The sequence below is a fragment of the bacterium genome, from assembly GCA_019695335.1.
GTDB lineage: Bacteria > CLD3 > CLD3 > SB21 > SB21 > JABWBZ01.
The window spans coordinates 1-24,221 of sequence record JAIBAF010000055.1 but is presented as its reverse complement, the minus strand read 5'-3'; the positions used below and the strand labels follow the sequence as shown (position 1 = coordinate 24,221).

At 41.5% G+C, this 24,221-nt stretch carries 23 protein-coding genes and 1 tRNA gene; 15 read left to right on the top strand and 9 right to left on the bottom strand.

From position 1 onward, the window contains the following. The 4 genes from K1X84_12960 to K1X84_12945 form a co-directional block, all read right to left on the bottom strand. The coding region (locus K1X84_12960) for a hypothetical protein (protein MBX7152545.1) at nucleotides 1–180 on the bottom strand (180 nt) is incomplete at its 3' end. Between the two features lie 632 nt (nucleotides 181–812). Beyond that, nucleotides 813–2,672 (bottom strand): PAS domain S-box protein, encoded by a 1,860-nt coding sequence (locus K1X84_12955; protein ID MBX7152544.1) that lies wholly within the window; start codon nucleotides 2,670–2,672, stop codon nucleotides 813–815. Nucleotides 2,673–2,969: 297 nt separating this feature from the next. Next, complete coding sequence (locus K1X84_12950; protein ID MBX7152543.1) at nucleotides 2,970–3,200, bottom strand: hypothetical protein; 231 nt, start codon at nucleotides 3,198–3,200, stop codon at nucleotides 2,970–2,972. 20 nt (nucleotides 3,201–3,220) lie between these two features. Next, entirely contained in the window at nucleotides 3,221–3,793 is a 573-nt protein-coding gene (locus K1X84_12945) for a hypothetical protein (GenBank protein ID MBX7152542.1), read from the bottom strand. 190 nt (nucleotides 3,794–3,983) lie between these two features. Here K1X84_12945 and K1X84_12940 point away from each other — a divergent pair, with 190 nt between their 5' ends. The 8 genes from K1X84_12940 (at nucleotide 3,984) to K1X84_12905 (ending at nucleotide 13,497) form a co-directional block, all read left to right on the top strand. Next, nucleotides 3,984–7,067 carry a hypothetical protein gene (locus K1X84_12940; protein ID MBX7152541.1) on the top strand — a complete coding sequence of 1,028 codons (3,084 nt, stop codon included), beginning with the start codon at nucleotides 3,984–3,986 and terminating at the stop codon, nucleotides 7,065–7,067. Next, on the top strand, nucleotides 7,064–7,708 hold the full coding sequence (locus K1X84_12935) for a response regulator transcription factor (GenBank protein MBX7152540.1): 645 nt from the start codon (nucleotides 7,064–7,066) through the stop codon (nucleotides 7,706–7,708). Before K1X84_12940 ends, K1X84_12935 begins: the two co-directional genes overlap by 4 nt. Nucleotides 7,709–7,973: 265 nt before the next feature. Beyond that, the gene (locus tag K1X84_12930) at nucleotides 7,974–9,176 is read left to right on the top strand and encodes an aminotransferase class I/II-fold pyridoxal phosphate-dependent enzyme (protein ID MBX7152539.1); all 1,203 of its coding nucleotides are present in this window, start codon (nucleotides 7,974–7,976) and stop codon (nucleotides 9,174–9,176) included. An 85-nt stretch (nucleotides 9,177–9,261) separates the two neighbouring features. After that, the gene (locus tag K1X84_12925) at nucleotides 9,262–9,585 is read left to right on the top strand and encodes a hypothetical protein (GenBank protein ID MBX7152538.1); all 324 of its coding nucleotides are present in this window, start codon (nucleotides 9,262–9,264) and stop codon (nucleotides 9,583–9,585) included. Nucleotides 9,586–9,643: 58 nt separating this feature from the next. Continuing rightward, complete coding sequence (locus K1X84_12920; protein MBX7152537.1) at nucleotides 9,644–9,793, top strand: hypothetical protein; 150 nt, start codon at nucleotides 9,644–9,646, stop codon at nucleotides 9,791–9,793. Between the two features lie 117 nt (nucleotides 9,794–9,910). Beyond that, nucleotides 9,911–12,235 carry a non-homologous end-joining DNA ligase gene (gene ligD / locus K1X84_12915; GenBank protein MBX7152536.1) on the top strand — a complete coding sequence of 775 codons (2,325 nt, stop codon included), beginning with the start codon at nucleotides 9,911–9,913 and terminating at the stop codon, nucleotides 12,233–12,235. Nucleotides 12,236–12,410: 175 nt separating this feature from the next. Next, a complete protein-coding gene (locus tag K1X84_12910; GenBank protein MBX7152535.1) occupies nucleotides 12,411–13,340 on the top strand; it encodes an IS1595 family transposase in 930 nt (309 codons plus the stop codon). 85 nt (nucleotides 13,341–13,425) lie between these two features. Continuing rightward, nucleotides 13,426–13,497 (top strand) — tRNA-Glu (locus K1X84_12905). Nucleotides 13,498–13,628: 131 nt separating this feature from the next. Here the strand turns inward: K1X84_12905 and K1X84_12900 are convergent. Further along, nucleotides 13,629–13,859: a type II toxin-antitoxin system HicA family toxin gene (locus tag K1X84_12900; protein MBX7152534.1), complete on the bottom strand. Its 231-nt coding sequence runs from the start codon at nucleotides 13,857–13,859 to the stop codon at nucleotides 13,629–13,631. After that, nucleotides 13,847–14,155: a hypothetical protein gene (locus tag K1X84_12895; protein MBX7152533.1), complete on the bottom strand. Its 309-nt coding sequence runs from the start codon at nucleotides 14,153–14,155 to the stop codon at nucleotides 13,847–13,849. Before K1X84_12895 ends, K1X84_12900 begins: the two co-directional genes overlap by 13 nt. 216 nt (nucleotides 14,156–14,371) lie before the next feature. On the opposite strand from K1X84_12895, the gene K1X84_12890 reads away from it, so the two are divergent. From K1X84_12890 to K1X84_12865, 6 genes are all read left to right on the top strand, one after another. Then, complete coding sequence (locus K1X84_12890; GenBank protein ID MBX7152532.1) at nucleotides 14,372–14,566, top strand: hypothetical protein; 195 nt, start codon at nucleotides 14,372–14,374, stop codon at nucleotides 14,564–14,566. A gap of 260 nt (nucleotides 14,567–14,826) precedes the next feature. After that, nucleotides 14,827–15,849 (top strand): methylated-DNA--[protein]-cysteine S-methyltransferase, encoded by a 1,023-nt coding sequence (locus tag K1X84_12885; GenBank protein ID MBX7152531.1) that lies wholly within the window; start codon nucleotides 14,827–14,829, stop codon nucleotides 15,847–15,849. 93 nt (nucleotides 15,850–15,942) lie between these two features. Beyond that, complete coding sequence (locus K1X84_12880) at nucleotides 15,943–16,317, top strand: VOC family protein (GenBank protein ID MBX7152530.1); 375 nt, start codon at nucleotides 15,943–15,945, stop codon at nucleotides 16,315–16,317. Nucleotides 16,318–16,329: 12 nt separating this feature from the next. Then, nucleotides 16,330–18,534: a prolyl oligopeptidase family serine peptidase gene (locus tag K1X84_12875; GenBank protein MBX7152529.1), complete on the top strand. Its 2,205-nt coding sequence runs from the start codon at nucleotides 16,330–16,332 to the stop codon at nucleotides 18,532–18,534. A gap of 149 nt (nucleotides 18,535–18,683) precedes the next feature. After that, nucleotides 18,684–19,535: a Ku protein gene (locus K1X84_12870; GenBank protein MBX7152528.1), complete on the top strand. Its 852-nt coding sequence runs from the start codon at nucleotides 18,684–18,686 to the stop codon at nucleotides 19,533–19,535. Between the two features lie 13 nt (nucleotides 19,536–19,548). After that, nucleotides 19,549–20,157: a tetratricopeptide repeat protein gene (locus K1X84_12865; GenBank protein ID MBX7152527.1), complete on the top strand. Its 609-nt coding sequence runs from the start codon at nucleotides 19,549–19,551 to the stop codon at nucleotides 20,155–20,157. A 34-nt stretch (nucleotides 20,158–20,191) separates the two neighbouring features. Here K1X84_12865 and K1X84_12860 read toward each other — a convergent pair whose 3' ends face one another. Next, entirely contained in the window at nucleotides 20,192–20,527 is a 336-nt protein-coding gene (locus tag K1X84_12860; protein ID MBX7152526.1) for a carboxypeptidase-like regulatory domain-containing protein, read from the bottom strand. A 97-nt stretch (nucleotides 20,528–20,624) separates the two neighbouring features. Here K1X84_12860 and K1X84_12855 point away from each other — a divergent pair, with 97 nt between their 5' ends. After that, on the top strand, nucleotides 20,625–22,139 hold the full coding sequence (locus tag K1X84_12855) for a DUF3808 domain-containing protein (GenBank protein ID MBX7152525.1): 1,515 nt from the start codon (nucleotides 20,625–20,627) through the stop codon (nucleotides 22,137–22,139). A gap of 5 nt (nucleotides 22,140–22,144) precedes the next feature. On the opposite strand, the gene K1X84_12850 is transcribed toward K1X84_12855, so the two are convergent. Continuing rightward, nucleotides 22,145–23,599: an alkaline phosphatase family protein gene (locus K1X84_12850; GenBank protein ID MBX7152524.1), complete on the bottom strand. Its 1,455-nt coding sequence runs from the start codon at nucleotides 23,597–23,599 to the stop codon at nucleotides 22,145–22,147. A 3-nt stretch (nucleotides 23,600–23,602) separates the two neighbouring features. Next, nucleotides 23,603–24,221: insulinase family protein (locus K1X84_12845; protein ID MBX7152523.1), on the bottom strand; the 619-nt coding region annotated here is incomplete at its 5' end.

Genomic DNA, 24,221 nt, shown 5'->3' with positions numbered 1-24,221 from the left:
ATCTTCACCCAGATTCCGAACCATCAAAGTCGTATCATAATTGGTCTGAATCAGCAGGGAACCGATGGTAATCGTCCCGCCAATTCCTATCTGAGGCGGACCCAATATTTCATCCTCTCCACAACCAAGCATGCCCATCAACATAAATGACATTAAAAATACGTAAGTCAACCTTCTCATAGTTACTCCTGAGATTATTAAAAAACTTATCGATCCAAAAATTGTTGCTGAAGTTTGATTGCGGCTAAATCAGTTAAAATCTGATAATTATTTTCATTGAGAAACAAATTGCCGGCATTATCCTTCTGAAAGGATCCTTCGTTGTTTTTTTGAGTCCCTTCTATTCGAATAGAGGAGTTAAATATTTTTAACTCAATGACTCTACCGGGATATTTTGAGCTTTCGCATTCCATAATCCAATTTTTTTGAATTTTCTGTTTCTGATCAAATCGAACCCGCGTATAAAAATAAAAATATGATCCATTATCAGGACGCCCGTAATTAAACACAATACTAATAGCACATAGTTTATAGTTAGAAATGCCGAAAGTTTCTCTAAATGAAAAACTGACAGCACCGGGTGAGAATGTAAGCTTGGGGTATACTCTTTTTATTCTGGGGATCCATCCTGATCCCGATAAAACAGAGAGCCCGGCATTCAAAAAAGTTAGAATTCGCATAGGCTCGTACAAGAGCGAAATGACCAAACTGTTTTGATATGGAGCAGGGATTTTTCCGAGCTCAATTTGAATTCTTTTCCTACTAAAAGGCATGAGTAGTAACACCGTTAATTACATTGCATACTATACATTTCACTGTCGGGTAACATCTGCGGCGGTCTTGGCTCCGGATGCAACGGCATCTCGATACTCGGGTAAATAAATGTGAAACGTTGATCCTACACTGACTCTACTCTCCACTTCAATAAAACCGCCATGTTGTTCCACAATTGCATTTACTGTTGCCAATCCTATTCCTGTACCTTTCTTTTTAGTCGTAAAAAAAGGCTCAAAAATTTTATCTAAATTCTCAGGCGTAATACCCATTCCCGAATCCGTTACTGATACACAAACCCATGCACAATCGCGTGCAAACGATTCATTTATGATCACTTTCATGGCTCCCCCTACCGGCATAGCATCCAGAGCGTTAACAAGCAAGTTCATGAAAACCTGAAAGAGCAAATTGGGATCACCCCATACTTTCAGGTTTTTATTATCGGGTAAAACTTCACCAACGATCGACTTTGGGATCGAATCATTCATCAGGCTGAAGACATCACAGATCAGCTGATGTAATTCGACAATCTCGGGTTGGAAGGTGTGAATATTCCCGTGCGAATATGAAAGCACACGCTCAATCAATTTTGTTCCTTTTTTAAGATACATACGCATTTTTTCAATTGTGTCCAGCGCGTTGGGCTCTTTAACATCAAGTTTGAGTAAATCAAGACTGATGATGATCGGCGTAAAAATATTATTCAAATCGTGGGTAATACTACTGACTAATCTTCCAAGACTTTCCATCCGCTGATGTTTTGATAATTGCTCATCCATCATTTTTTTCTCAGTAATATCCGTAGCGACAAATAAAAATGATGATGGGATTCCATCGAATCCTTTGACGGTTGTAACTCTGCACAAACATGTATGCAGATCGCCGGTTTTATCTTTTAATGAGCATTCACCGCTCCAGATATCGTTTTTCAAAACAGTATGGAGTACTTTTTGAAAGGATGTCTCATTCATTCCGAAAAGTTTGTTGATTTTATAGTGTTTCACTTCGTCGGCTGACCATTTAAATAGGTCACTGGCGCCCTTATTCCAGTATAGAAAGTGGCCATAGAAATCTGCAACAATGACACCGTCCGGAATAATCTCAAGCAAGGACGCCAATTCCTGGACTTTTTCTTCAGACTTTTTCTTGTCAGTTATGTCTCTGGAGATACCCATATAGCCCCGTACTCCGTTTTCATCTTTGATAATCGAAGCCGACAAATAAGAAATAAATAAATCCCCGTTTTTCTTTTTATTTAAAACCTCTCTCATGGAATGACCGTGCCGTTCCAAATCTTCAAAAATTTCCTCACATTGCATTTCATCGGCATACAGGAGATCAATGGGAGCTCCGATAACTTCTGTCGTTGCATATCCGAATGTATTTTCCGCTGCCGTATTGAATTCGATGATTTGCCTGTTTTTATCAGTGGCTATAATTACATCCATGGAACTGTCAACGATACTTCGGGCGTACACATGCTCATAAGATAATTGTTCTTGTATTTTTTTTCGGAAACTTACATCTCGTCCGGTTCCAATAATTTTTCGTCCATGACTAATTCCCGATTGGACACAAAATTCAACGTCAATATATTCTCCATCGCTTTTTAAAACTCTCAATTCAAACGGCTCATTTGAACTGATTTTTTGCGCAAATTTAACAGCATCTTCAGGATGAAGGATTTCGCTAAAATGACGCAGAATCCACTGAATCCTGTCCCATCCGGTAATTCTTTCAAAGGCACGGTTTAAAAATGTGATCTTGCCATCATCTGCAATTGTAAAAACAAGATCAGACAACTCATCAACCAGTGTAAAATAAGATGAGTGCCTAAAAGAGTCGGATTGATTAAACCAATCCGGCCCGACGACTTCTTCGGTCGAATTCTGCATCTTATACCCGCGATTTAAAGTAAAAACTATTTATCGTAGGTAAGAAACTTTATCGAATAAGGAACCCGCCCGAATTGATAGTTTTAACTTACTATTCTAGGTGAATCAGGGTGCTTACTACACGATAGGGTGGGTTTAAAGGGTAGGGATAAAATTCTACCTGATTACCGTTCGCCGAATTAACAGCAGTAAAACTATAGTAAAGACTGCCAAAATGATCGTCCCGATCATTTCTGAACGAATGTCATTTCGTTGTTTAGAGTCGTTATGCATATTGATCGATCAATCCAAAAGATGTTATTTCGTATTTCCTATACTTGAATTTAATTTATGGATCTGTTTGTCTAAAATATTTATCCTTTGTAATAACGAATCCAATTTTTTGGTTGCGAGGAGTTTCAACTTGTTATCAACTTCATCTCGTGTCGGATTATGCGTTTGCTTGATTAAGTATCTAACCTTTTGAATGATTTCTTCCCGCCTTTCCAATAAATAATTCCTCGACTCTTCTAAAGTAGCTTCCATCATGATTTGTACCTCGAACAATTTCATTTTTCAAAAAAAGAAATCTTTGCAGAATCGCGATAACAGAGTTTTAAAAAACTATTTTTTTTAGGACCTAATTTTTTAAGTTCCATACGCGCAGCTTGTTCAAAGTCCTTGGCAGATTTCATTCCATACCGTTCATCATCGACACTGATCCCGTGATCAAATCTTTTTGCAAGTTCAACATTGGAATTGGACCGTATGAACGCTACAATTGAAACTGATGATACAATCATTTCAAAACATAAGAGCGACCATGGAAGTTTATAATAATCTCCCCAAAATATATCTTCTGAATTCAGGTCATTTTCCTCGACAAATTTTTCAAGTATTGCTTCGTTCTCATCTCCCATATATGATGGAATCAGCGAATTCTGAATCTGGGGGATTTCAATTTCTTGCGTTTTTTCTTTATCATTAATTAGAATGAATCCCGGATGATATTCCGATTGGGCACACTGTAACCACAATCCTGTAAGCGGCTGATCAAAACGTCTCATTTTGAGTGAATTGATGCACTGCTTGGATAGCTCAACTGTATATTCTTCAAATGCGTAGCAAGTACGAGATTTCATTCATTTCTCTTGTGATTTTTTTCATTATAGAATAACTTAAAACCAAAAGGAAATAAACTACCCTTTCGGGCGGGTTCTTTTATGAAGGATTTTTATATATTCAAAATTACAGCCATATTGGGCAGGAAAGATGTTTTCTTGTGATTATTTCAAGGTTACGCCTACTGAAAATGTTAGAAAGATTAAAACAATGAACCGGCATTTTGGGTTATTAAAATTCTGGATTTCAATTTTTGTCATTTCAGGTTTCCTGCTTACGGCAAATCACTCCGGATATGCTCAACAACACCTCATCGAATTAGTACCCATGGGATTCGAACAACTGAATGTTGAGCATGGGCTATCTCAATCAAGTATTAACAGTATATACCAAGACCAAATTGGTTTCATGTGGTTTTGCACTGAAGAAGGGCTGAACCGATTTGATGGGTACCAATTTAAGGTCTATAAACATGATCCGACCGATTCGAATTCGATAGCAGACGATTTTGTCTGGTCGATCTTGCAAGATAAGAGTGGAATATTCTGGATAACGACCAATACCGGCGGCCTCGACCGATTTGATCCAGTATCTGAAAATTTTACACATTACAGGCACGATCCGAACAATGAGAACAGCCTCGGTAACAATTTTGTGGCCGCTGTTCATCAGGACAAAGAGGGGTTCCTGTGGATCGGCACACTCGAAGGATTGGATAAATTCGATATCCAAAATAACCGCTTTACCCATTATCGTCATGACCCAAAAGATTCTACAAGCTTATTACATAATTATGTGTACGGTTTCTATGAAGACGATTCGGAACGGCTGTATGCTATTACCCTAGGAGGGTTATGTCAATTTGATAAACGGACCAACCGGTTTCTGAGATTTACAAATAGCCCGAATCGTCCCAAAAGTCGTTTGAGCACTATCTGCGGAGACGGTAAGAACCTCATCTGGCTTGGAACATATGAAAATGGAGTTTATGAATTTGACCAAACACGCTTAACATTTGATCAATTTTTTAAAGAACATCCTGACCCCTTAAAAAAAATAAATGATAATGGCATTGAAGATATTTACGCAACTGCAAACACTTTATGGATCGGAACCACGAGAGGGCTTGATAAATTTGATCTCCGTCATGGTGTTGTAGCTCATTACGAACATGATATCAAATATCCTATGAGCCTGAGCAACAGCCATGTTACAATGATTTTTGAAGATCGATCAGGAGTGCTTTGGATCGGTACACGAAGCGGTGGAATAAATAAATTGCAAAGTTTTAGAAAGAATTTTAAACAATACAGGCTAACATCGGGTGATATTGTTTGGTCGATTTGTCAAGATCAATACAATTCAATCTGGGTCGGCTCTGATGGCAGCGGCCTGCTTCAATTTGACCCTCGTAGCAACAAAGTAATTAATTATAAGAACAACCCAAACCTCCAGTCAAGTTTAAGTAGCAATGTCATACAAGCTCTTTATTTAGATCGCAGGGGAAAACTGTGGATTGGAACGCGGATGGGCTTGAACAGGTTTGATGACGGACATTTTACCCGATACTTATCGGATCCGACTAATCCTAATTCTTTAAGCAGTAACAACATTATATCGATTTGTGAGGACAGTTCAGGTAATTTTTGGGTTGGAACTGATGGTGCAGGATTAAATCGATTCGATCCTTTAACCGGGAAATGCATTCAATATAAAAACGATCCCCAGAATCCCAACAGTTTAAGCCAGAACAAAATCAGAAGACTATACACTGACCGCTCGGGAAAATTATGGATTGGTACGCGTTTAGGCTTAGATTGTTTTGACGAAAAAAAAGAAACTTTTTCTCATTATCGGCATAATAGTAGTGACAGTAATAGTTTAAGCGGTCTCGTCGTCACAGCGATTTTTGAGGACAAAGAAGGTATGATGTGGATTGGAACCATGGAAGGTTTAAATAAATTTGATAGAACCACTAATAAATACACGCGCTATCTGAGTAAAAACGGTCTGCCGAGTTTGCATATCCTCTCAATACTCGAAGATGAACATAACAATCTTTGGATATGCACCAATTCGGGCATAAGTAAATTCAACAAAACAACTCAAACCTTTACAAATTTCGACGCTCTGGATGGGCTTCAAAGCGAATTTAGTCCCGCCGCCTATCAAAATAAAAACGGTGAAATGCTTTTCGGCGGCATTAATGGTTTTAATTTTTTTCACCCTGACAGTATTAGAGATAATGGATTCATTCCTCCTTTAATCATTACGGCATTTCAAAAAAACAACCATGAATTCCGCCTTCCGCGATCCATTGTACTGGCGGATCAGATTGATCTTGATTATGATGATCGAGTCATTTCTTTTGAGTTTGCGGCTTTAAACTATATGTTGACTCAAAAAAATCAATATGCATATAAATTAGAAGGTTTTGATGAAGATTGGGTAAATGCCAGTAACAAAAGAAGCGCTACGTATACTAATCTTGAACCGGGCAATTATATTTTTTTAGTAAAAGGCTCCAACAACGACGGTATTTGGAATCCTGTGCCTACAAAAGTGCGGATACATATCGAACCGCCATTTTGGAAAACATGGTGGTTCATGCTCCTGATTATTGGCGCAGTTTGTTATACAGTCTTTATTCTCATTCGTTTTCGAATTCAAAGCCTCATTAAAATTGAAAAAATCAGAATGAGAATCGCAACGGATCTTCATGATACTATTGGTTCAGGATTGACGGATATTACCATTCTTACGCAGGTTATCATGCAGGATGCCAAGACTTTTGCTGATCAGAAAATGCATTCCCGTTTGAATCGCATTATCGAAACTTCAAAATCATTGACGCAAAGCCTGGCTGAAATCGTTTGGTTAATCAATCCATCGTGCAACAGCATTTACGATCTTGTAAATCATTTAAAAGATTTTTACCAAGATACTCTGAGTTCCAACGGAATTGTTTTTAAAGTCGACAATATCGAAGTTCTCAAAGATATGAAACTGTCGCCTGAAGTCCGGCAGCACATATACCTTTTATTCAAAGAAGCCATTAACAACTCTATTAAGCACAGCCGAGGCAATGAGCTCATTCTTTCAATGGCTTCATCAAACAATTCCATCTTCATTTCGTTGAAGGACAATGGCATCGGATTTGATCAAAGTTATGCTCCCATCGGATATGGCCTGTCCAATATGAAAAAGCGGGCTGAAATATGTGGCGGTAGTTTAGACATAGATTCCAAACCCTCCGAAGGTACTAAGATAACATTTTCAGGACTATTCTCATGATCAAAGTAAGTATTGTAGACGACAATTTAAATGTAAGGGAAGGCCTTGAAGCATTGATAAATGGAACCGATGGCTATGAGTGCGTGGCCACGTATGCTTCATGTGAGAGTATGCTCAACAGCGTCAATAATAAACCTCCTCATGTTTTACTTATGGATTTGAGTTTACCGGGCATTTCGGGAATTGAAGGAATCAAAAGAGTAAAAAAATTGATGCCGAATGTTAACATCCTGGTTCTAACCATACATGAAGAAAATGAATTCATTATTGAAGCGCTATGCGCAGGAGCCGCAGGATATGTCGTCAAAGGAATATCTCCGGCCAAGCTGTTAGAATTCATAAAAGAAGTCAACGAAGGTGGCGCTCCGATGAGTTCTACCATTGCACGCAAAATCGTTACGATTATCCAGCATACTAACCAAAAACCTAAGTCGGATGAAATTCATCTTTCGGCGCAAGAGGAAAGAGTATTGCAGAAACTTTCAACCGGAAATACGTATGAGGCCATTGCTCAAGAATTGAACATTAGTTTTAACACTATTAAATTTCATGTGAGAAACATTTATTCAAAACTTCAATCAAACAACCGGACAGAGGCCATTGCAAAGGCAATCCGACTTAAAATCATTGATATGAATTAAGTCCATCCAAATTTTCCGATTCACATCGTTATAAATATCTTCGACCACCAAACGTTTTAGAATCGCCCATTAAAACGTTCAAAATAAATTCCACAAAAAATTTCGTAGGCCGCATTGGGTTTTATTTAAAGACATAATTTGAATAAAATCGTTTTTTTATGACCCTGATTGGGGAATATGGAATCATTGTCTTTTAAATTGGATTTGTTTAGATTGACGCCGTTTAGCAAACGCTCTTATTCCCACTTATGTTTTGGAGCTGCTCATGGAACCCTTACTGATTCATCCTGCCCATCGAACTGAGGAAATTACATACGCCGTTCGTGATGTAGTAGTTTTAGCTGAAAAAGCCGCCAAACGCGGCCTTGAAATGTTATATCTCAATATCGGCGATCCGAATGTTTTTGATTTCCGTACGCCGCCGCACATCGTCGAAGCCGCGTGCAAAGCGATGACTGAAAATAAAAACGGTTACGCTCATTCCTCCGGTATTAAAGAAGGTCTGGCTGCCATTGAAAAAGATGCCGAGAAAAAAGGTATCCGCAATATACGGGATATTTTCATAACCACCGGCGTCAGTGAAGCTATCGATCTCTGTCTGACGGCTTTGGTCAATGAAGGTGAAAACGTACTGTCCCCAAGTCCGGGCTATCCTTTGTACGGCGCTATTTTGAAAAAACTCAATACCGTCGACAATCCTTATTATCTCGACGAATCCAATGGCTGGCAGCCTGACGTCGAAGAAATGGCGTCGAAAATCAATGCCAAAACACGCGCCATTATCCTGATCAATCCCAATAATCCTACAGGCTCTGTCTGCTCGAAAGAAGTATTGGAAAAGATCATCGCACTCGCTGCTAAGCACAATCTGATTATTTTTGCCGATGAAATTTATGATAGACTGTTGCTCGACGGCGATACGTCCACTTCTCTCGCATCATTAAATTCCGACGTACCGATCATTACATTCAACGGCCTTTCCAAATCGTATCTCGTTCCGGGTTTTCGCATCGGCTGGGGTATTGTCAGTGGTAATTCAGCTATGTTAACGTCGTACATCGAGGCAGTTAATAAACTTCTCCGCGCTCGTGTTTGTGCTAATCATCCGATGCAGTACGCCATTAAACCGGCATTGGAAGGCGACCAAAGCCATTTAGTTGACATGCGGCATCGCCTCGCCCGGCGCCGGGATATTACATGCAAAATGCTGAATTCTATTCCGGAAATTTCAGTCGTCAAACCGCTCGGCGCTTTTTATGCGTTCGCATCGCTGAACATTCGTGAGACCGATAATGAATTCGTCAGAGCGCTCATAGAAGAAACAGGTGTGGTTGTTGTCGCCGGCAGCGGATTCGGGCAGGTTCCCGGATCCAAACATTTTCGCGTTGTATTTCTGCCGGATGAAAATAAGCTCATGAAGGCGTACGAAAAAATATTGGACTTCGTAACAAAATTTAGTAAACGCTAAGAAACTTTTTTTAAAAATTCCGTATTTGTAAGCTCAATCTGAATTTGAAATTGATTCTTTCTTAAAAAGAATTAAATTACGTGTAATGAATTCACATTTAATCAAATCATTGCTGATCCTGACATCCGTATTGTTGACCTTTCAATTTTGTCAGCCGATGTTGGTTTCAATAGTTAAAACGACAGATTGCTGCAAGGTCAGCTGTCCGAGCAACTCCAAAAAGCCAGTGAAGAATGAACGCTCATGTCCTGCCGTTTTGCGATGCGATCTTTCCAATTGCTGTTATACCAAACCTGAAAAAACCATTACAATCGTTGCCGCGCCGTTGGTCCGTGCCGCGGTGACATTTTCGTTTTCCATCCTTTCCCCAGTTTCGTCTGAAATTTTTCAGCCTCCTGAAATGGCGTGATTACTATCAGCCAATATTAAATAATTTCAGAAAAAACTTTATTTCAGGAGATATTCAAATGAAAAAAATCATTGTTGTAGCCGCGTTGACCTTAATGGTCATTTCGTCGATCGTATATGCTAATCAGGAATCGAAAGTCGTTGCGAAATCGGATTGCCCGAGCTGCTGTCCGACGACATCGTGTTCCGATGGCGCGTGCTGCAAATAAGCACATAATGGCATTTTAGCCGAAGGCTGCTTGTCGAAAGACGAGCAGCCTTTTTTATTTTCGGTAGAATTGGTTTAGCGATTGCATAATTATTCCCCGATCACTAAGTTTCAATCCATGGCCTCCAAAAAATCCCACAGAGTTCAAGTTGGAAAACGGACATTCGAATTGTCCAACCTTGAAAAAGTTTTGTATCCCGACGATCACATCGTCAAAGCGGAGCTGGTGGAATATTATCTGAAGCTGGCACCCACCATTCTAGCGCATCTCAAAGGCAGGCCGTTGTCGCTGGTACGATATCCCGACGGCATTAGCGGTGAAATGTTTTTTCAAAAAAATAAGCCCGATTGGGCACCCGAGTGGTTGGAATCGGTACGGCTCGGCAGCGGTGATGAGAAAAAAGAATACGTGATTGCAACCGAAGAGGCATCTCTTGTCTGGCTAGCCAATCTTGCTTGCATCGAACTTCATCAAGGCCATGGCCGTTCACCCAATTTTGATTTGCCCGACTACATGGTGATCGATCTCGATCCACCAGACGGCTTTCCATTTCCGCAAGTAGTTGAACTGGCTTTTGATCTAAAGCCGCATATCGAGTCCTACGGTTATATTCCTTTTGTCAAAACGACCGGCCGGAAAGGTTTGCACCTCGTTATGCCGATCGAACCCAAGTGGCCGTTTGAGGAAGTATTTGAAGCCGCCAAAGCCATTGCGCAGCCGTTCGTCGAAAAAAATTCCTCACGCACAACCTTACATATTCAAAAAGAATATCGCAAAGGCCGCGTGTTGATCGATGTTTTTCGAATTCGCCCCGGACAGACGACTGTGGCCGCCTACAGCGTACGCGGATTGCCGGGAGCGCCGGTTTCCACTCCATTGACATGGGACGAACTCGAACGCACCAAGCGTTCGGTGGAATGGAATCTTCATAACGTGCCGCAAAAAGTTTTATCAAGCGGCGATCCATGGGAAACAATGGCCGCTTATGCGGTCGAATTGCATACGCATCGCAAAAAAACCGAGACCACAAAAAAAACATTGAAACCGTCGCGCAAACATAAGACTCCCGAGCAACTTGAAACGTATTCTGAAAAAAGACGATTCGATAAAACACCTGAACCTCAACCGGAAGTCATACTCGGACAAGGCTCATCGTTTGTCATTCACCGGCATCATGCTTCGCGATTGCATTACGATCTGCGGCTTGAAAAAGACGGCGTACTCAAATCGTGGGCTGTTCCCAAAGGTTTGCCACCGCGTCCGGGCGTTAAGCGTTTAGCCGTTGCAACGGAAGATCATCCTTTGGAATACCTTAATTTCGAAGGCGCTATTCCCAAAGGGGAATACGGTGGCGGACAAATGTGGGCGTATGCGACCGGCAAGTATCAAATCACCAAAGAGAAAAAAAACGGCTTTTATTTTCGGCTCAATAGCCGCGAATTAAATGCCGAATATCGCGTCCACCTGATGAAAGAAAATCAATGGCTTCTCGAACGCGTCGATACTCCGCAAATTGACTGGCTTCATGATCCGATCGAGCCGATGTTGTCCGATTCGCGCAACGACGTTCCGAAAAACGATGAGTATCTGTTTGAAGTTAAATGGGATGGCATTCGCGCACTGATCGCCGTGGATGAAGGCAATGTCCGCATTCACAGCAGAAATCAAATGGACATCAGCGCTCAATTTCCCGAACTCGCTCTCCCGGAATCATTTCGAGTCAGCGGCGCTTTGATCGATGGAGAAATCGTGTGCCTTGATGAAAGCGGGAAACCTATTTTTAAGAATGTCATCCATCGCATGCAGCAAAAATCCGAAGGCGCCATCACCCGTGCCAAAGCTAAATTTCCAGCCGTATGTTACGTGTTTGATCTCTTGTACCTTGACGGACGCCCGGTAGTACACGAGCCGTTAATACGGCGGCGTGAATGGCTGGAAGACATCGTCAGGAAAGATTCGGCTTACCGTGTCAGTGCCACTGTTACGGAAGGTAAAGAATTATTCGACGCGGCAAAACAGATCGGACTTGAGGGAATCATGGCTAAACGGAAAAACAGCGCCTACCTTCCGGGCAAACGCAGTGACCATTGGGTAAAAATCAAAACGCGCCACACCATAGACGTTTATATTATCGGCTACACAACGGGTAAAGGCGATCGCGAACAGACGCTGGGTGCACTGCATGTTGCCGAAAAAAATAATGGAAAATTACGCTATCTTGGAAAAGTTGGAACCGGCTTTGATGAATCTTTGTTGTCCTCAATTTCCGAAGCCGTTCGTGAACTCAAAAAAACTCCCAAACCTGTTTCAGATAAAATTCTTGATGAAAAAGTAACAACCTGGGTCGAACCGCAACTTATGTGTGAAGTTCAGTACGCGTCTTTTACAAAAGATGGTATGTTACGAGAGCCGGTTTTCGTTCGAATCCGAGAAGATCTCTAACATTAAAAATGTATGCTCACAACTGATTTGTAATAATCATTATAAAATTGAGTTATGAAATCAACCGATGTATTTAAAAAACTCCGTCTTGACCAGCTCCAAAAAATTTCGGAATTATATACTTGACAAACCGACAATTTTTGCTTATATTACCATAGGTTAATTAAGGAGACCTATGGAAGCCAAGAGCAATAAGCTAAGATTAGACAAGGTAGCAAGAATCAGTGAAGACGAAGCCCGCGAAACTTTAGAGAAGTTGCGTTGGCCTGACGGTGTATGTTGCCCCCGCTGTGGTAGCTTGAACGTCTACAAACTCGAAGGTAAAAGCGTTCGTAAGGGTGTTTATCGCTGTAAAGATTGCCGCAGTGTAAAACAAAAAGATCAATTCACCGTAACGGTCGGAACTATCTTTGAAGATAGTCATATCAAACTTAGCACTTGGCTAACCGCTATTTCTTTAATGTGTGCAAGTAAAAAAGGAATCAGTGCCCATCAAATACACCGTATGTTAGGCATCACATATAAAAGCGCGTGGTTCATGTGCCATAGAATCCGGTATGCAATGCAACCGGATAAACCTGAAAGAAAATTAAAAGGCATTATCGAAGTTGACGAAACATATATTGGCGGTAAAAGTAGACGTACGGCCAAAACAACAGGACTTGAAAATAAAACTCCCGTTGTATCATTGTTACAGCGTGGCGGTAAAGTTAGATCATTCGTAGTTTCTACAGTGACAGCCGCAACATTGAAAGAAGTATTAAACGAAAACATTAATCCTAAATCACACTTAATGACTGATGAACTTGAGAGCTATAAAAAGATTGGGAAAGGATTTGCTTCCCATCAAACAGTTAAACATAGTGCTTATGAATATTCACGTGGCAATGTGACAACGAATACCGTTGAAGGTTTTTTTGGATTATTAAAACGTGGCGTAAACGGTACATTTCATCACTTAAGCAAAGAACATTTACACAGATACCTTGCTGAATTTGATTTCAGATATAACCGCAGAAAATTGACCGATAGTGAAAGAATTAAAGAAGCTATTGAGGGATTTGAGGGTAAAAGACTCACCTATAAAAAATCTATTAATAATTAAAAAACACTTTCGTTTAACAAGCAGATTTACTTAATTCTTTAAAAGAGAAAAGGGCACTTTACAGAGTGCCCTTTGCATAAATAGTGCGCCCGTATTCCAAAGGATACGATCTATGACTCTCATTCATAGGATGCGGGTTCGAATCCCGCCGGGCGTACTAATTTTTTTTATTCGTTTTCTTCTCTGTTGTAACCTGCAATATCTTTTTTAATGCTTCTTCAAATTTCAAAGGATATAATGAGATCGGTTTCTCATTAGTAACTTTTGTTTCGCTCTGTTTTTTATTATTTAGCATTCTGATAATAGTTTAAAATAATCTTCTCTTGATAGACCAGCTGTTTTTAAATTACTTTTTATTATTTCAGTATCAATTTCTTTATACGTTGGAATTACTATCGGCCTAAGTATCCCCTTTTTGACATATATTTTATGATCACCACTTGATCTATCGAAAGCAAATCCATGTTTAAGAAAAATACATTCTAATCTTTTCCAATGAACTGGTGTTATGCGTGGCATTCTTGAAAAGAATTATAATGCGTTAAAGGAATTGGTAATTCTAATGCATTTTCTTTAACAACATTCTGATCAATTCTATTGAACCCACTTTGTTTTAAAACTTCATCAAGTACATTTCTCTCTAAGCATGAAATTAAAAAACCTTCAACAGCCTCTCTTAAATTTTTAATAGCTTTTTCCTTAGTTTCACCTTGAGAATGTACATCAATGGCCTCACAGCTTGCAAGATACCATTTTTTTTCACGCATTTTTAAAGTGTATGGCAATCTGATAAAAATGCCGTATTTTCTCTGCATTTTAAACACACCTTTTATCTTAAATATTTATAAACCGTTGATTTTAATAGATCATAATGCATGGGTTGTCGTTATGACAAGTATACGCAAAAAAGGTTGCGTTGTCAAGTTTCTATCCATAGAACGAAATTTATCATAAATGTTTCAAAAGTACAAGCCTTTTTTTATTAGATTCTTTTTCCGTTTCAGGTTGTTTATTTTCTTGGTTTGTCAAGTATGCAATCTCGAAAAATTTTGATCATCAACCCTCCAAAGGAGTTTATTAAAATACTCGGCAAGCTAGCTTACGATACTAAATCCACTGCCAGCGGCAAATATGATTTCATCCTGGTTTTTGCAACGAAACAAGCCGAACTTGAAAAGCTGCTCAAAAGTCATGCTCCAGCTGGAAAATATGATTGCCTTTTCTAGGCATGTTATCCGAAAGGCACCGGAAAAATTCCCAGCGATATAAAGCGCGAAACGGTTTGGCATGCTCTTTCTTTGGCGGGATTACAAGCTGTTTCGCAAATAGCCATCGACGACACATGGAGCGCTCTCCGCGGCAGGCCGGCCGAACGAGTCGGTCAATAAAAATTCCGTGTCCAAAAATCGGTGGAATACAATTTCGACTATTGTATATTGCGATCATGAAAACAAAACCTTCACCGATTTTACCATCGCGCAGAGAAATGGAAAAGGCTTTATTGGCGAAAGATTCATCCTATGACGGTATTTTTTATGCAGCCATTACATCGACACGAATCTTTTGCCGGCCATCCTGTTCGGCCAAGAAGCCTCTGCTGAAAAATGTCGAATTTTTTCCAACACCCATTGAAGCTTTGCAATCAGGGTTTCGTCCCTGTTTACGATGCCGGCCGATGGATAACGGGCATCCGGATTGGGTGCAACAGTTGATCAAAAGCATTGAGCTTCATCCTGATGAAAAAATATACGACGACCGTTTACGCAGTATGGGTATTCCTCCGGAAAAAGCACGGCGTTATTTCATAAAACATTTTGGAATGACATTTCAGGCGTTTGCGCGATCGCGCCGTTTGAATGCGTCATTCGGAAAAATCAGAAAGGGCAGTAAATTGGATGACGTTATTCTAAGCCACGGATACGATTCTCATAGCGGTTTCCGTGACGCTTTCGTCAAGATTTTCGGGCGTCCTCCCGGAAAAATCCATGCTTCCGATTGCATCACTATTTCATGGACCGAGACGCCGATTGGCCCTATGGTTGTTGGCGCGACATCCGATGCAATTTGTTTCCTCGAATACACCAATCCGAAACGTTTGGAGGAACAATCCGCCGCATTGAAAAAACGTTTTCAGGTCGCTATCGTACCGGGAACCAATGAATGGATCGAAAAACTGAATATGCAATTGGGTGAATATTTCAAAGGCGAACGAAAAAAATTCGATGTACCATTGATTTATCCCGGAACGCCGTTCGAGGAAAAAGTCTGGAATGCGCTTTTAAAAATTCCATACGGTGAAACGCGTTCATACGAAGAACTGGCCAAAGTCGTCGGATCACCTCTGGGGCAGCGGGCTGTCGGCCGCGCTAACGGACTTAACCGTATCGCCATCGTCATCCCCTGCCATCGCGTAGTCAATAAAAGCGGCGAACTCGGCGGGTACGGCGGCGGACTATGGCGGAAACAACGCCTGCTGGAGCTTGAAACCGGAAATTTAAGATTATTCTAATTACCCAAAAATGGGTACCGTTTCTTTTTTTGTGAATCTCCATATTGAAAGAATTACCAAAAATTTCAATATGGAGATTTTTTTATGGAAATGCTGACCAATGCACTTAACTGGTTTGAAATCCCGGTTACGGATTTCGAACGGGCAAAAAAATTCTATAGTTCAATATATGACTTCGACATGCCGGAAATGGCGATGGGGCCGAACCGAATGGGATTTCTCTTATACGATCAGCCCAAAGGTTATATCGGCGGCGCTATCGTTCAAGGTGAAGGATATGTGCCATCCGCACAGGGTGCGCTGATTTATTTGAATGGTGGAAGTGATTTGAATACGGTTTTAGAACGCGTCAAAAAATCCGGAGGAAAAGTCATTTTGCCCAAGACGCCAATCTCACCTGAACTTGGTTTTTTTGCGCTGTTTACGGATACCGAAGGTAACAAGCTTGGCCTTCATTCCATGAAATAAAGGATAGAATACATGTTGCAAAATACAACTTCGTCAAAAAGCTTCGTTGCATCTTCGCTTCTAATATTATTATTTACAGTTCTGGCTTGTGGCCCATCGGATCGACAACCCATCAAATATCCGATTGCAAAAACTGTTGACACGTCAAACGTTTATCATGGTACAACCATAATCGATCCTTACCGCTGGTTGGAAGACATGAACAGCGACGAAACACTGCAATGGGTGAAAGCGCAGGATCAATTGTTATCCGAACAACTTCATTCAATGAATTATTACAGTAAAATTAAAGATCGTATTGCTGAATTGGTTAATTATGATCGCTATACCATTCCGGTTAAAGCATCGCGTCAATTCTTTTTTATGAAAACGGAGGCTCGGAAGGGAAAGCCGGATTTATATGTTTTGGATGAAGCAACAGGCGAAGAACGTATGTTAGTCGATTCGAAAACATTGCCTGCGCTATTTCAAGTGGATTCCGGCGCTGTTTTGTCAACGATTTATCCTAGCCAGGACGCGCGTTATGTTTTGTTAGCAATCGCACAGGGAGCGTCAAGCCCTTTAATCACAGCAAAATTATTCGAAGTGTCTTCGTCAAAGATAACCGATGAAATTACGGGATTACATTTATGGACCGGAACGATTTGCTGGAATAAAAATAATGATGGCTTTTTTTACATCCGATATGATATCGGTGATAAAGAAAAAGTTTTAACATCCACTCCCACAAACCCCAGGGTATATTTTCACCGGAAAGGTACGCCTCAAAATTCGGATCGGTTAATTTATCAGGCAACCGATCGTGAACAGGCTCTTCTTTCTATTTCAAATTCATGGGATGGTCATTACTTGATCATCGACGAACGGATCGGATCACAAGTTGAGAATAAAATTTATGCGGTAGCAATGACTGGCAACCATTTTCCTGTCCAACCGATTTTCAATCAGCTTAACGCCAACTATACTTTTTTGGGTAATGAGGGCTCCTCATTATTTTTCTATACTAATTTGAATTCACCCAACGGCCGGATTATTAATTATGACTTATCCTCCCGACGTACGGAAGAAGTAGTTGCACCCCAGGAAGAATCGATTATGGGCGGGAGTCTCGTCGGAGGCAACGTGATGGGTTATATTGGAAAAAGATTCGTATTGGGTTATTCAAAAAACGGAAAAACATTCCTCAGGATCTTCGATAACAAAGGACGTCTCGAACGTACTGTCGATATCCCGATTGACGGATCAATTTGGGGAAATGTATTTGGAAATCAGCAAGATGAAGAATTTTATTATCAATTCCTTGGGCTTGTTAAACCCAGTTCCATTTATCGGTATGATTTAAATAGTGGAACCCAAACGGTTTTCAAAGAATCGGATATCCATTTTCCGGCCGACCAAATTGAAACACGCCAAGTGTTTTATTCCAGTAAAGACGGAACAAAAATTCCCATGTTCATTAGCTATAAAAAGAATATCGGGTTGGATGGAAAAAATCCTTCAATGATTTTCGGGTACGGAGCTTTCAATTGGATTTCATTTCTGTGGTATCAACCTCATTTACTCCTATGGCTGGAGATAGGCGGCGTCTATGCTCAACCTTCGATTCGCGGAGGCGGCGAATACGGTGAACAATGGCATCAAGCCGGGATATTGCTGAACAGACAGAATGCGATCGATGATTATAATGCCGCGGCACAATGGCTGATCGACAGCAATTATTCTTCCAATGACCGGATCGTTGCTACCGGCGGCAGTGCGAGCGCATCGTTGGCTGCAGCGGCTTTTTTACAAAAGCCCAATCTCTACGGAGCCGCTGTATTCGACCGCGTTGCACTGGATATGATACGATACAATCGTTTTACGAACGCCAACAGTTGGGTTCAGGAATTCGGGAATCCGGACAATGAAAACGAATTTAAAGTGCTGCAATCGTATTCACCTTATCATACTATTGATTCGTCGACTTGTTATCCTCCGGTATTAGTGATGCAGGGCAATTTAGACCACGTTGCCCCGCCACTCCACGCCTATAAATTTATTGCACGAATGCAGGCTGAAACAAAATACTGCGGCAATCCAATTTTTCTCAAAATGATGTGGAATGTCGGTCACTCATTTGGCAATACTTCTGAGCAGAATATCGATTCTCGTACCGACGAAATGGCTTTCCTGGTAAAAGTTCTTCAATTGCAAAATCTGCTCGAAGTTCGGAGATAACCGGCTATATAACTTTTGAACACTCCTTACGTCACTAATCCGGCGTTGCATCGCCGTGAAAGCGATTTTCACTGGACTTTCCACAAGTCGATCATTACATTCCGATTGATTAAATACAGCGAATCACGAGACACAACCCGAGGTGTTTTATGAGAGCGATATGGAAAGGTCATATCCGATTTTCATTAGTTACGATTCCAATCCGGATATACAATGCTGTTGATTCGGAACAAAAAATCAGTTTCAACCAACTGCATCGAGAAGACAACGGTCCGGTCGGTTACGACAAAAAATGTAAAAAATGTAATAAAGTTTTATCCACCGATGAAATTGTCAAAGGCTATCAGTATGAGCCCGAACAATACGTCATCGTTCAACCGGACGATCTCGAGAAAATAAAACTAAAAAGTACGCGGATCATCGAGATCGAAGGATTTATTGATGCGACGGATGTGCATCCGACTCTTTTTGAATCGCCGTATTATGCAGGACCGGACGGAGCCGTCGCGGCTAAAACTTATGCTTTGCTTGCAGAGACGCTCAAACAAAGCGGCAAAGTTGGTATCGGCAAAGTCGTTTTGAGAGATCGCGAAGACGTTGTGATGATTGCGCCGCACGGGGCTGGTCTGATCCTTCATAAGTTACGCCATCCGAAAGAGGTCCGCAAAATTGACAACGTACCGCAAATCGAATCTATGAAAATCAATAAAGACGAGCTCAAACTGGCGTTGAATCTTGTTGAATCGATGACAACGGAGATGAAAGCGTTGGATCTGACCGACCGGTACCATGACGCATTGCGGGATATGATCGAAGCGAAGATTGCCGGCAAAGAAGTCGTGACACTTGCAGAAGAAGAAAAACCGATTGTCGATATTATGTCGGCTTTGAAACAAAGCATTGAGCAAGCCAAATCACATAAAAAACCCATGGAAAAAGCCAAAGGCGAAAAGCAGGAAGCGGCAGCAACCAAGCCAAAAGCCAAGAAAAAATCAGCTTAAATTGATTCGTTGCATGGCCAATATTATAAAATTTCCCACTCAGTCTTCAAAATTCGGATTCAAGCGCGTTAAAAAAGGCAAACGCGATTCGGAATCGCACGGGCAGATCAATCTTTTTGCGGCGCCGAAGCCGAAAATTTTTACGCTGATACCTCAAACCTCGCTGTTCGAAGAAGCGTTGGTACGGGATGAGCGCGGCGATCCGGAAGCGGAAACTTTATATCGGAAAGCCATCGAAACCGGCGATTGCGTGGCCGATGCGTATTGTAATCTCGGCATCATCGAATTTCAGAAAGGCGATTTGTCGAAAGCTTTCGACTGCTTTACGCAATCCCTGAAATACGAGCCGCGCCATTTCGAGTCACATTATAATCTCGGGAATTTATATTTCGACATGAACGATCTTCGGTTGGCCAAAATGCATTATGAACAATCCCTTATCATCGATCCTGATTTTGCCAACACTTATTTTAACCTCGGTTTAGTTCAAGCCATGCTCGAAGACTATCACAACGCTATTTCAATTCTTAAACGCTACCGCATGCTGGCCACCGACGATGAGGGCGCCAAAGCTGACGACCTTCTTTCCACGCTCACCCGCTCTGTTAATTCGACCCATTAAATTCATTTCAGATCTTGCTGGTTGAATTGAATGATTACAAATCAAAATTACGATAAACGACCTCACCGGCATTTAATCCAAGATTGGACAATCGGTACGGTTGCCGTTCAGCGATTTTAACGCGTAACGAATACGTTCCTGCAGGGACACTGATCGTATAATGTCCCATTCCATCGGTCAATGTTAATGTTAAACCCGGACAGCATTGACACGAATCAGAATTGGCACAAGATGCACAATCGCATTGTTCCAACTGAAGTATTACCTGTGCGCCGCTTATCGGAGTTCCACCTTGTTTCACCACGCCTTCCATCGTCGCATGTTTTTCCTGAACAAGAAGCACATACCAAAATAGAAAACAAACATACATGCAAAACTCCTCTGTTTAATAACCGGAATATAGCTTGAAAAGCGATAGGAAGAAATTTATATTCATTCCGAAGTTAAAAGTTCAATCAACAAGAATTATGAAAACCGGTTTTAGCTTAATTGTTTTATGGGCATCGACTGCATTTGCAGAAGACTTAAGTGATACCATGATATCGCGAGGGCAGAATTATACCTTCGATCTTAATTTTGTTGCCGCTGAACAAACTATCGATTCTATCATTACACTCTTTCCAAAACATCCCAAGGGGTATTTCTTCAAAGGATCCTTGTACTTCTATCAAATGGTTGCCGGCGATCCAAAACGTCTATCCGATGAAGCATTTATTGCATGGTGTGAAAAAACCGTCGATATAGCTGAGAAATATCGCGAAGCTTCAGCCGATAAGACCGAATCGGAATTTTATCTCGGTTTGGCTTATGGCAACCTGGGACGTTTCCACGCTGCCTTGGGCGATTGGATCAAAGCATTTTATTACGGGCGCAAAACCAAAAGCCTTCACGATGACATCCTTCACAAAAATCAATCGTATTACGACGCCTACTTGTCCGTTGGATTATATAATTACTACGCAGCGACGATGCCCAAATTCGTCGAAGTACTGGCCAGTATTTTTGGATTGGGTGGTGATCGTGATTTAGGTTTACGCCAGCTTGAAATTGCTTCGGCTAAAGGAACGCTGGCACGCGTCGAAGCCAAATTCCTTCTGGCTAATATTTTTATGGAAGAAGGTAATTACGATGAATCCATCGTCATGTACCGCGCTCTGCGCCATGAATTTCCCAATAATCCTTTCTTGATGACTCAAGAAGCGATGGTGCATTATCTTGCCGATCATTTCGATGCGGCACAAGAATTATGTGCGTCGGCACTTTCAAAAAGCCAATCTCAGTTCCCGTCGGCTGAAATATTTGCCCACCATTTTCTGGGAAGAATTGACAAACTGCGTCGCAATTGGAACAATGCCATCGATCATTTTCAACAGGCCGTCAACATCAGTGCTTCGTATCGTATGTACAAAAGTATGGACGGTTGGATCGCAGGCGCTACCTATTATCAGCTCGGAGAAACGTACGAATTAGCAGGAAAACGCGATCTGGCAATTGCGGTGTATGAAAATGGACGCGATCACTCGATGAGCGGCAAACCGACCATACAAGGATGCAAAAATCGCCTGCGATATCCGTTACCGGAATTTGAAATCGGTTTAATCCAAGCGCGTTATGCCGTGATCATCGGTGAAAACACTCAAGGTATTCAGGAATTGCAACCTTTGCTCAAGAAAGCGCAAACCGCCAAAGATTACGAGAAATTTATCGGTCAGATTTATTTTTATTTAGGGCGGGCCGAAATGTCGCAATCCGAATGGAGCAAAGCCGCCGCATATTTCCAGTCGGTTTTGGAAGCACCGTTCGGCGGCAACGATCAGAATTGGGTTAAGCCCCACACATTGTATTATCTTGCTTATTGTTACGTTCAAAATCAAAATAAAGAAAAAGCCGCTACGTCGTTAAAACAAGCTTTACAGTTTGAAGACTATGTTGACGCGCCGCGGATAATCTTTTTGGCAAAAGCGTTGCAGAAGAAAATCTAAAATGGTCATAAAGCTACTGATGCTTGAAAAGCTTGCATTACAGGAGCGGCTTTGATAAACGACTTCCCGTCAATTCCATCCGGAATTTTTTTTCCCAATAAATTCAAAATCGAAGGAAACACGTCGGCACTGCGAAGAAGTGGGCGGCTGACCGGATGACTCAGGCAAAACGGCGTCATCATGTGTTCACGATGCAACGAACCATGCGACGATTTATGTTCGGGACTTTCCCATTTGAAACGTAAATCGTAACCGATTTTTGCGGACAACAGGAGATCGCCACAACGCTCCGAACGAAAAATCTGCGCCGTTTGAACGATGGCGTCCGGATACTCGGTGTCGAACGTTTTTTCCAGGGCTTCGTCATACGTCATAATATTAGGCAATTTTTGAAAACCAAACGGGTCTGTGGACAACACACGGTATTCGATTTTTTCTCCCAATTCCTTGATCACAGCGCTTCCGCGGGTGCTATCGACTCGGACGTATCCTCCGGACGTTTTTGTTACAACTAAATCAACGGCTTCCTTTGAGAGAAATTCCTGAACCATGTCTGGGGACATTCGAATCATGTCTTCATAATAACACGGCTTGAGCCAATCGCCGTTTTTAAAATAAATGTGTACCATACCGTTACCTGAAACGTGCGCCGAAGCCTGAGGATTCATTTTAAAAATATTGGTATAATACAGCGTGGGAATGTTCAAAACCTTCTCCATAAATACCGGCACATCAAAATGCGTATGCGTTTGCGTCAGGCCGTGATCACTGCATATCCCGATTACTGTTGAGTCGTAACGTCGATATTCTTTTAATTTCTTTACAATCTCTCCGACGGCTTGATCGAGAAATTGATACGCCTTGATGGTACGCTCATGACGCGGGAAAGTATTATGACTGATGCCGTCTATGCCGGGAAGTACAAGGAAACAAAATTCCGATTCGTTAGGCATCGTGTTTAAAAAAATCTTCAAAGCTTTCTGATCGACCGGCTCGTACTGTCCGTTACTGTGCGCACGCGCCATCAGCCATGCTTTATGCAGCGGCCGTTGATTACTGCCCGAAGGCAATCCTCGCGTGATCGGACCAAACACATTGATCGGAGCCTCCGTAAGATCAAATAACGTTTTCAAATCGGGACGGATGTCGCGATTCATAAAAAAACCTTCCCAGCCGCAATAACTCCTGAATCGGTGTGGCGAATAAAAAGGTTTTGTGGCGTAAGCTTTTTTGTCAAACCACCGGATGCCGGGTAAATTTGCCGTTCCCGGAAAACAGCCAGTAAAAAAAGGTAAATATGCAGGACCGGTCGTCGAAGTAAAAACCGTCGTCATACGGCGGTAATCGCCGCGTTGAACGATGTGCTCGCTAATATTCGGAAGGCGACCGGCTTGCAGCAATTCCTCGAACACGTCATAGCGTGCGCCATCGGCTAAAATTAGAATTACAGACCGCTTCATAATTTAATTTCTTTTGATCGGTTCAAGAATCACCGTATTTTTCCGTGCGTCCAAGAAATACGTTTGCGCTACGCGAAGGATGTCAGCCTTGGTGGTCGTGTTAAAAAGCTCTAGCGAACGATTCAAATATTCCGCTCCATATTTCTCGGAGAGAATTTCGTAACGTCCGATCATTTCGGCGCGATTTTCATTCGTTTCCATTGAATAAATAAAACCAGCTTCCACAAGGTTTTTAATCCGTTCATATTCCATATCCGTAATTTCTTCCTGTTGAAGCTTTTGAATTTCATCCATAATCGCCTGCTCAACCTCGCCGATCGCATGGCCGGGTTGGGCTTGGGCCATAAACTGAAACAAGCCGGGATCTTTCGATGCCGAAAATGATGCCGACGCAAAAGCGGCAATTTGACGGCGATAAACCAAAGATTGATGCAGGCGCGAACTTTTTCCTGATGATAAAACGGCCGACAGGAAAATCAACGGGATATAATCCGTATGATCGACATCCACTGTCCGGTACGCTATGGCTAAAGCAGGTAATTCTGACTCTTTCTGAATGATTTTACGGCGTTCCATTGTCTGAATATTTTCAGATAAAATCGTCGGCTGTAAAAAGTTACCT